Below are 1,938 nucleotides of genomic sequence, written 5' to 3'. Positions count from 1 at the left end.
TGCGGGGCGAACTCGGGCGGTGAAATGCCGTCCGCAGCCCCACCACCGCCCTTGACCGGACTGAAGGCTATATCTTCCGGTTTCGGGTATGCCGCTCCGGACGGACCGGGACAGCGTGCGTGTACGGTTCAGGAGTAGGGCAGCCGTTCTTCCGGACGGCTTATGAAACGGCGACACACGGAGGCGGGCGGTGCGCGAGCTGAGCGTGGTCGGGGTTCGGGTCGAGCTGCCCAGCAACCAGCCGATCGTCCTGCTCAGGGAGGTCGACGGGGATCGGTATCTGCCCATCTGGATCGGCGCGGTGGAGGCGACCGCCATCGCGTACGAGCAGCAGGGCGTCAAGCCGGCCCGTCCACTGACCCACGACCTGTTGCGGGACATCCTGGCGGCGTTGCAGCAGCCGCTGAAGGCGGTCGAGATCACCGAGCTGAAGGACAACGTGTTCTACGCCGATCTGCTGATCGGCGAGGAGCTCCGGGTGTCCGCGCGGCCCAGCGACTCGATCGCGCTGGCGCTGCGGGTGGGTGCCCCGATCCGGTGCGCCGATCAGGTGCTCACCGAGGCGGGCATCGTGATTCCGGACGAGCAGGAGGACGAGGTGGAGAAGTTCCGCGAGTTCCTCGACCAGGTTCGTCCCGAGGATTTCGCGGGATAATCCGCCCGAACCGGTGCGTTCCTCCGGACGCGGCGTGTCGCGGCATTACGTGCCTGTTTCCCGCGGTGCTGAGATATAGGCTCGGGACGTCCGGGTGAAGCGGCAGCGGGGAGGTAGTCGCATGCACGATCAGCCTCTTGCGGGCGGCGATCAGGGCCATCTCGGCGAGGACGGATCCGTCGGCTATCGCGGGGTGACGGCTTGCCACGCGGTGGGGATCAGCTACCGCCAGCTCGACTACTGGGCGCGTACGACCCTGGTCGTGCCCTCGATCCGCGACGCATCGGGCTCCGGCACGCAGCGGCTCTACTCCTTCCGCGACCTCGTGGTCCTCAAGGTCGTCAAGCGGCTGCTCGACGCCGGCGTGTCGTTGCAGAACATCCGCCGGGCCATCGAGACGCTCCGCTCGCGCGGGGTGGACGATCTGGCCGGCATCACCCTGATCTCCGACGGCACGACCGTGTACGAGTGCCGGTCGCCCGAGGAGGTCGTCGATCTCCTGCAGGGCGGGCAGGGCGTGTTCGGCATCGCTATCGGCGGGGCGTTCAAGGAGATCCAGGGTTCGCTGACGAACCTGCCCGCCGAGCCGGCGTCGCCGCAACCGGTGGGCACCGACCTGCCGGCCGAGCCGGCCGCCGGTGACGAGCTGGCCGCGCGCCGGGCGCGGCGCCGGGCCGGCTGACCTCCCGCTCGGTCTTCTGCTTTTGACGTTCGGGTGACACCGAGTCCGACACGCGGGATGGAATGCGGCCGGAGGCATTGACATGTGCGAAGCTTCGCGTCGTCATTTTGAGCCCGTGGCCCGGAGGTCCCCCGTGGCAGTCGTCTATTCCATCGTCGCCTTTTTGATCGGCCTTCTCGCGGGGTGGCTGGTGTGGGGGCGGCGTGCTTCCGCGCCGGTTGCGGCCGAGACGCCCGCCGCGCCGGCTGCGGCAACCGAGCCGGAGCCGGAGCCGGCTGCGTCGCCCGAGCCGGTCGCCGAAGCTGCGCCGGTCGCCGAAGAGAAACCCGTTGTCGAGGCGGAGCCCGTGCCGGCGACCGTCGCGGCCGCCGAGAGCACGCCGGCTGTCGTGGAGCCCGTGCCGGCCGTCGCCGCCGAGCCCGTACCCGCCACCGTCGCCGCCGCCGAGACGGCGCCCGCCGAGCCCGACCCTGCCGAGCCCGCCGTGTTGGTGGAGCCGCCGGAGCTCACCGCCGCGCAGCCCGCGCCGGTGCCCGCGCAGCGCGACGGCGCCGCCGACGACCTCAAGCGCCTCGAGGGCATCGGGCCGAAGGCCGCCGCC

Annotated in this window: 2 protein-coding genes and 1 pseudogene; all 3 read left to right on the top strand. The window is 70.9% G+C overall.

From position 1 onward, the window contains the following. Window positions 1-190 precede the first annotated feature (190 nt). Window positions 191-655, top strand: coding sequence for a bifunctional nuclease family protein (locus AB0M20_RS40720; RefSeq protein ID WP_364306566.1), 465 nt, complete (start codon window positions 191-193; stop codon window positions 653-655). Between the two features lie 121 nt (window positions 656-776). After that, window positions 777-1,337: a MerR family transcriptional regulator gene (locus AB0M20_RS40715; protein WP_364306564.1), complete on the top strand. Its 561-nt coding sequence runs from the start codon at window positions 777-779 to the stop codon at window positions 1,335-1,337. 133 nt (window positions 1,338-1,470) lie between these two features. Continuing rightward, window positions 1,471-1,938: pseudogene (locus tag AB0M20_RS40710) on the top strand (hypothetical protein); the annotation flags it as partial.

It is taken from the genome of Actinoplanes sp. NPDC051633, assembly GCF_040681735.1.
Taxonomy (GTDB): domain Bacteria; phylum Actinomycetota; class Actinomycetes; order Mycobacteriales; family Micromonosporaceae; genus Actinoplanes.
This window is presented reverse-complemented; position numbering and strand designations above follow the sequence as displayed.